The organism is Hyphomonas sp., assembly GCF_046313735.1.
In the GTDB taxonomy this organism is placed as follows: Bacteria; Pseudomonadota; Alphaproteobacteria; order Caulobacterales; family Hyphomonadaceae; genus Hyphomonas.
In genome coordinates, this window is the sequence record NZ_JBKBXW010000026.1 from 52,197 (window position 1) to 58,778 (window position 6,582).

Annotated in this window: 6 protein-coding genes; 3 read left to right on the plus strand and 3 right to left on the minus strand. The window is 57.9% G+C overall.

Annotated features, from left to right (window positions below; translation table 11 throughout):
* Position 1 precedes the first annotated feature (1 nt).
* Complete coding sequence (locus tag ACK4SV_RS13145; protein ID WP_409918293.1) at positions 2 to 1,195, minus strand: lipid-transfer protein; 1,194 nt, start codon at positions 1,193 to 1,195, stop codon at positions 2 to 4.
* A 94-nt stretch (positions 1,196 to 1,289) separates the two neighbouring features.
* Between ACK4SV_RS13145 and ACK4SV_RS13150 the strand changes: the two genes are divergently transcribed.
* Positions 1,290 to 2,204, plus strand: coding sequence for a LysR family transcriptional regulator (locus tag ACK4SV_RS13150; RefSeq protein WP_409918294.1), 915 nt, complete (start codon positions 1,290 to 1,292; stop codon positions 2,202 to 2,204).
* A 437-nt stretch (positions 2,205 to 2,641) separates the two neighbouring features.
* On the opposite strand, the gene ACK4SV_RS13155 is transcribed toward ACK4SV_RS13150, so the two are convergent.
* Positions 2,642 to 3,127, minus strand: a complete 486-nt coding sequence (locus ACK4SV_RS13155) for an Lrp/AsnC family transcriptional regulator (RefSeq protein ID WP_409918295.1) — start codon at positions 3,125 to 3,127, stop codon at positions 2,642 to 2,644.
* Positions 3,128 to 3,156: 29 nt separating this feature from the next.
* Here ACK4SV_RS13155 and ACK4SV_RS13160 point away from each other — a divergent pair, with 29 nt between their 5' ends.
* Entirely contained in the window at positions 3,157 to 3,567 is a 411-nt protein-coding gene (locus tag ACK4SV_RS13160; RefSeq protein ID WP_409918296.1) for a hypothetical protein, read from the plus strand.
* A gap of 21 nt (positions 3,568 to 3,588) precedes the next feature.
* Entirely contained in the window at positions 3,589 to 4,632 is a 1,044-nt protein-coding gene (locus tag ACK4SV_RS13165) for a Glu/Leu/Phe/Val dehydrogenase dimerization domain-containing protein (protein WP_409918297.1), read from the plus strand.
* A 310-nt stretch (positions 4,633 to 4,942) separates the two neighbouring features.
* Here the strand turns inward: ACK4SV_RS13165 and ACK4SV_RS13170 are convergent, their stop codons facing one another.
* Positions 4,943 to 6,229 (minus strand): tyrosine-type recombinase/integrase, encoded by a 1,287-nt coding sequence (locus tag ACK4SV_RS13170; protein ID WP_409918298.1) that lies wholly within the window; start codon positions 6,227 to 6,229, stop codon positions 4,943 to 4,945.
* Positions 6,230 to 6,582: the final 353 nt, after the last annotated feature.

A 6,582-nucleotide genomic window follows, 5' to 3' on the forward strand; every position in this document is an offset into this window, starting at 1 on the left:
GTCAGTTCCGCTGATAGAGTGTGACGACACATGCGCCGCCTAGTCCGAGATTGTGCTGGAGTGCTGTTCGGGCACCTTCAACCTGTCTTGCTCCGGCAGTACCCCGAAGCTGTTGGACAAGCTCAAAGCTCTGCGCCAGCCCGGTCGCACCAAGCGGGTGTCCTTTAGACAGCAGCCCCCCGGATGGATTGGTCACAAACTTTCCGCCATATGTGTTGTCGGCATTGGCGATGAATTCCGGCGCGCCTCCTTCGCTGCAGAGGCCGAGGCCTTCATAGGTAATGAGTTCGTTCTGGGCGAAACAGTCATGCAACTCGATTACATCGACATCCTGCGGGCCGATGCCAGCCTCTTCGTAAACCTGCCGCCCGGCTGCTGAGGTCATCTCATAACCCACCAGCTGCATCATATCGCAGGCGTCGAACGTACTGGGTGTGTCAGTCCGCATTGACTGGGCAATGATCCGGATCGAAGTGTCGAGGCCGCGTTTTCTTGCAAATGAAGCCGAGCAGACCACTGCGGCAGCGCCGCCACAGGTCGGGGGGCATGCCATCAGCCGTGTCAGCACCCCGGGCCAGAGCGTGGGTGAGGCAAGAACATCGTCTGCTGTGATTTCTGACCGGAACAGCGCCATCGGGTTACGCGCCCCATGGCGACTTGCCTTCGCGCGCACCTCGGCAAAGTCTCTGAGCGTAGAGCCATACTTCTCCATATGGCTTTTTCCGGCGCCCCCGAAGTAGCGCAGTGCCGGCGGGATCTCTATTGCGCCGACCAGATCTTTGGCTTTGATTTCGAACTCCGCAAAGGGGCTGGGGCGGTCCGAATAAATGTCGCCTATTGCGCCTGCAGCCATTTGCTCAAACCCGACCGCGAGCACGCAGTCAGCGGCGCCACTGGCAACTGCCTGTCGGGCAAGGAAGAGCGCAGTTGAACCGGTCGAGCAGTTGTTATTGACATTGATGACCGGAATGCCCGTCATGCCAAGACGGTAGACAGCTTTTTGCCCGGACGTTGAGTCTCCATAGACATAGCCTGCATAGGCGATCTCGATTTCATCGTAACTCAGGCCGGCATCTGCGAGTGCGGCCGAGGCTGCGATTGCGCCAAACAGGTCATAAGTTCCTGAGGTGCCTGGTTTCGTGAAAGGAACCATCCCCACGCCTGCCATGACAACGTCCTGCCCAGATTTCTTCATGTCCAGCCGCTCCGCAATCGCAGCGACCCTGGGCCTTGATTGAAAATCACTCAAATGAATAATACTCTCTTATTATTCATAATTGAGATGTCAGATGAATCCTTCCAAACTCAGATTTATTGTCGCTGTGGACCGAGAGGGGTCGTTCAGCCGGGCGGCCTGGCGACTGAATATTTCTCAGTCGGCAGTGACCAAACATGTGGCCGACGTAGAGCGTGACCTTGGATACGCGCTGTTTATTCGCAAAGCGCGTGAAACGGTAGCAACTGCAGCCGGCCGCGAATTCCTCGACCGCGCGGCGCGTATTCTGTCTGATCTGGATCAGCTCGTGACCGATGCGCGCATCACGAGGGAAACAAATGAACGACTTATACGGATAGGCCTGTCGCCGGCATCGATTCAGGGACTCTTCAATCGTCCCGTTCGAAACCTCATTGACAGAAACAGATCTCTGCGGGTCCATCTGGATGCCCTGTCGGTTGACCGAGGCTTACTTGATCTCAGGCGCGGCGATCTTGATGTTCTGATCGGTCCGAAAAGCTCCCTGGACGCACAGGACGATCTGGATTTTGAGTCTATCGGCCACCTCTTTGCGAGTCTCTTTGTCCGAAAAGGCCATTCGCTTCTGGCACGATCAGAAGTTACTGAAACTGATCTTTTGAGCTACGCCCTCATTTCGCCAGACAGGAAAAGTCTGCATGCAGACAGACTGCAGGACTTCTTTCCTCATGTGTCCGGAGACCGAAGCCGCAGCCTGCATGTAATTGATTACTTCCCCATTGTCGCCGACATCGTGCGCAACTCCGATGCCATTGGCATCGTTAGCAACGCGCACGCCCAAACCAGAAGCTTCACCAAAAGCTTTGCGACGCTCAGCGTTGATATCTTTGATCCGCTAGAGTTCGGGTACGCTCTTCGAAAGAGCTCTTATCCGACTTCGGCGGTTCGCGCCTTCCTGAGTGTCCTGGCAAGTGCGCCGGTGATCGGCATCTCACCAAGCCCGGTCTGAAAACCGGGCAGTCGGAGTTGTCGTTCAGACTGCCCCGGCAGGCCTTTCTTCCAGAGGAGACTGACGTTTCAAACGGTCTCGCCCTCATGTCACTGTGCAGGCGGGTTCAGAGCCGACCGTAAGGGCGCCTGGTGCAAGGTTTCCGTGTGTTTACGCGGCAGGTTCCCATTGTCATCAACGCTTCACGGACGAGACGGCTTCAAGCATCGGAACATAAGAGAGAGCTGCATCGATCCCCATCTCGCCCTCCGGGCGCTTCGTCCGGAAGTGGTGCTCGTAGTGCAGGTCAGTACTTCCCGGATCCGGCGTCGGGGAGGGGGGCACGCTCGGTGAGCTTTGTAGGTGACTGAAGCAAGTCCCCTTCCTGACCAGATTGGGGAGCTCAGCTTTCGCAATTGTGCAAGGCGGTCACCCTTGCTGCATCTTCCTTTGAGCTGTCAGGCCAGGGCGGTGGTCTCGAGGATTGGCAGAGCAGTGTCGTTCTTGATCTGAGAGAGGGCAACAGAACTGCGGACCTCAGCGACCCCGCTCAGCGACGAAAGTTTTTCGAAGAACAGTTTTTCATAAGCGAAGATGTCCTTGACGGCGATCTTCAAGAAGAAATCATGCTCTCCGAGCACTACGAAGCATTCAAGAACGTTGGGAATCCTGCGGATGCGTTCGGCAAATCCATCCAGATCGGAGCGCCCATGCGCGTTCAGTTTGACATGGGCCAGGATGATCGTTTCGCACCCCACAGCTTTGGCGTCGACAAGTGCGACCCGTTTTCTGATCACCCCCTCCTCCTCCAGGCGCTGGACGCGTCGCCAGCAGGCCGTTTGCGACAGCCCCACCTTTTCGCCAAGGGCCGTGGCAGAGATGCTCGCATCTTCCTGCAGCTCTTCGAGAATCCGGCGGTCCAACCGGTCAATTGTAGTACTCAAGATTATTGCGCCTTTTGAAGGAAGCTCGAATGCAAATTGCAAATATACCGCAATATGCGCATTATTTGCAAGGATTATTCACCCCTCTTTGTGTACACATTGCGCCGAGTTCAGGCATTGTGGTTGCGGTCATGGCGAAAATTTCGGGCCTCATGGAGCCAACTGACCAGCGAAGGCGGGTGTGGTTTGAGTATCTTTTTGAGCGCGATGTCTTTGCGCCGGCAAAAGTCCTTGAACTGTTCGCGGCGATTAATCAGCTTCCGGAGCAGTTTTCGTTGTACCGGAATGAGATTGACGACAGCTGCATGGTTTTGCTGGCGGCGGAGCCTTGCCCTCGGGTTGAGCGAGTCCTCGCAAAGATCCTCGTCCTGCCGGGACTTCGGAGCGCTCGCGAGATCGCTCCGCCCGAACTGTTCCCGGTGCCTGAGCGGCAGCTCTGATGAATACCTTGAGGTTGATCAATGTTCGATAATGTCAGCTATGACGGTCATGAGCAGGTTCTGCATGTGCAGGACACCCATTCCGGCTTGCGGGCAATCGTAGCCCTTCACTCTACTTCGCTGGGGCCTGCCGGAGGAGGGTGCCGGTTATGGAGCTACAAGGATCCGCGGGCGGCACTTGTCGATGCGCTGAGGCTGTCTCGTGGAATGTCTTACAAGAATGCCCTGGCTGGTCTGAAGATGGGGGGTGGAAAGGCGGTTGTCCTCGGGCCAGTCCCTGCTGATGCGCGGCTGGCTGTCTTCGAGGCCCTCGGCGACGCAGTAGACAGACTGGGCGGCCGATATGTGACGGCTGAGGATGTCGGGGTGACAGTCGGCGACATGAAGGTGGTGGCGTCTCGCACAAAGTACGTGTCCGGACTGTCGGGAGAGGGCGGCGCCGGTGGTGATCCCTCACCCTATACGGCCAAGGGTGTTCGCATGGCGATGGAAGCTGTGGCTCTGCACAGACTGGACGCTCCTGCGCTTGAGGGTCTGCGTATCGCAGTTCAGGGTCTCGGTGGGGTTGGGGGGAATCTCTGTCGAGAGCTCGCAGAACGCGGTGCCAGCCTGATTGTTGCTGATGTCGACACAGAGCGCGTCGAACGTATCTGCGACGAATACCACGCAGAGCGCACCGATGTGGAGACGGTCCTTCTTTCCGATGCAGATATTGTTGCCCCGTGCGCTCTGGGCGGCGTTCTGTCAGAGGACGTGGTCCCAAAGCTGCGCGCGAGGGCAGTCGTAGGCGGCGCAAACAATCAGCTCCTCTCCTCTGCAGCGGGCCGTATGCTGTTTGACCGCCAGATCACTTACGCACCCGACTATCTGGTAAATGCCGGCGGCATCATCATGGTCGCTGCCGAATACTTCGGCACGAATTCTGAGGAACGGGTTCATGCTGATATCGAGCGGATATTTGATCGGACGGTAGAGGTCCTCACTCGATCCCGGCAGTACGGTCTGCCAGCAGATGTCGTCGCCGACCAAATGGCCGCTGATGCGATCGCGAGGGCGCGGACGTAGTGCAAGCTCTCTGATTTCAATGAAAGAAGAAACTCCGTGTACTGCATAGAGTGCAAAAGTCTCATGAAATTGGACAGGCGAGTTCGAGCTGGATATTCCGCCAGAGTCCGTGGGTCGTGTGCGCGGCTTTATTTGTTTGCAGCAAAACGGCGCCGACTGAGGCCGTTTAGGAAAACGCAACACAACTCGTAAGTCATTGATGATAAATGCACCCCCAAGAAGATCTGAACCTCTGGCCATTGCCTTCGGAGGGGTGCTGTTAACGCGATCTGTGTGGTGCCACCAGACTGATGGCGATGTTGGTCCCGTGCTACTTCAATTGTTCTGGTCTTGTGATCTTCAGTAAGGTTTCTCCCCACAGCTCAAGCGCCGCGCGCTTTTCCGCAGCATAGTCATACCGGTTATAAATCTGAGTGACCGGCGAACCGAGCGGGGTGTGGTTGAGAATGCGGGCGATGACCTCGCCCCGCACACCGCAGCGCTCTGACGCCATCATGCTCGCGCCCGTGCGCCGCAAGTCGTGCGCGGTGCCATTGACGATTCCAAGTTTCTCGCGGATGCGGCTCATGGCGCGCGTAACCACGTGCCGGTCCACGGGTCCGTTGCCATGGATCGCGGGGAATACCGGTCCCCGGTAATTGGCGACGAGTCGGGGGAGGGGCGCGTCGATGTCGCCCGGTACCTCTGTTGCCGTTGCGAGCGCAAGGGTGCGCCGGATGAGCTGCTGGCTGAGCGGGGAGAGGGGGACATGATGGGCCCGGCGATTTTTCGACCGTTCCGAGGCAATCACCCAGGACCGGGTGGTCCAGTCGAGTTCATCCGTGTGCATGCCGATCACTTCGCCCGCCCGCTGAAGGGTTGTCAGGCAAAGCTGGAGCGCAATCGCGATGGGTTCGGACACGCCCAGCCTCGCACCGACCCTGGCCGCCGACCATGTTTCCCAGAGGAGGCGGATTTCCGCTTCACTGAAGACGCGGTCGCGGGACTTGTGCGGGTAGAGCCGTGGGAAATGGGCTGGATTGATCTCCACCCATTCCTCCCGGATCCCGAAATTGTAGATCCGCCGGAGCACGGCCTGGGCATAATTGGCGGTCCGGTTGCCCGAGCGCTGTGCGACCTCCCGGACGCAGGCGCGCACTTCCCCGCGGGTGAGCCCGTGCAGGGGGCGCTTTGCAAGTTTCGGGGCGAGATGGTTTCGCCAGACCCCGGACTCCATGATATTGGTCTGCTTTGTCCGCTGGGCAGCTTCGGGCGAGGCAAAGAAGGCATCGGCGAGGTCCTGGACCGACCGATCGGCGGCGATGGCCTCGATCTTCTCGATCTTCTTTTCCTTGGCCGGATCGGCGCCGCTGACGGCGGCAGCAAGGGCCTGGATGGCGCGGTCACGGGCCTCTGCCAGAGAGAGGGCGGGGTACCTGCCAAGCGACAGCCTGCTTCGTTTTCCGCTCTTCGTCCGGTAGCGCAGCGACCAGGTCTTGGACCCGTTCGTCCCCAGCCGGAGTTCGAGCCCCTCAACAACGGAGTCGGAAATTGTGGTGCGTTCACCGGCCTTCGGTTTGACTGTCTCGACGAAGCGCGCTGTCAGATTCTGCGGCATCAGATTCTTCCCTTTTCCGGGTCCCAGCCGGGTCCCAAACCCCCTGTACAAAAAACTTTCGCAGGGCGATTTTCGTCAAAAACCCGGGACCCCGGGTCCCAACTGACGGTTGCTCGAAGAAAACGCCATGAAACCTAAAGGAGCATAAAAGGAGCAAAAGATCAATGTATACAGTCGATAAGGCGAGCGCCTCGCAACCAATCGAAATCGATCGAAACAACCCAAAATTGCGCTACGAATCTGGGGGTCGGACGTTCGAATCGTTCCGGGTGCGCCATTTTTCCGGTTTTGATGTAACAGACCGTGTTTCTCGGTGTAGGGCATGCCCGACTCCCTGGAGGATATTCTCATGA

Excerpts from the sequence above, each read along its gene's own strand:
- ACK4SV_RS13145 (WP_409918293.1), bottom strand. The coding sequence starts at position 1,195 with ATGAAGAAATCTGGGCAGGACGTTGTCATGGCAGGCGTGGGGATGGTT.
- ACK4SV_RS13150 (WP_409918294.1), top strand. The coding sequence starts at position 1,290 with ATGAATCCTTCCAAACTCAGATTTATTGTCGCTGTGGACCGAGAGGGG.
- ACK4SV_RS13160 (WP_409918296.1), top strand. The coding sequence starts at position 3,157 with ATGCAAATTGCAAATATACCGCAATATGCGCATTATTTGCAAGGATTA.
- ACK4SV_RS13165 (WP_409918297.1), top strand. The coding sequence starts at position 3,589 with ATGTTCGATAATGTCAGCTATGACGGTCATGAGCAGGTTCTGCATGTG.
- ACK4SV_RS13170 (WP_409918298.1), bottom strand. The coding sequence starts at position 6,229 with ATGCCGCAGAATCTGACAGCGCGCTTCGTCGAGACAGTCAAACCGAAG.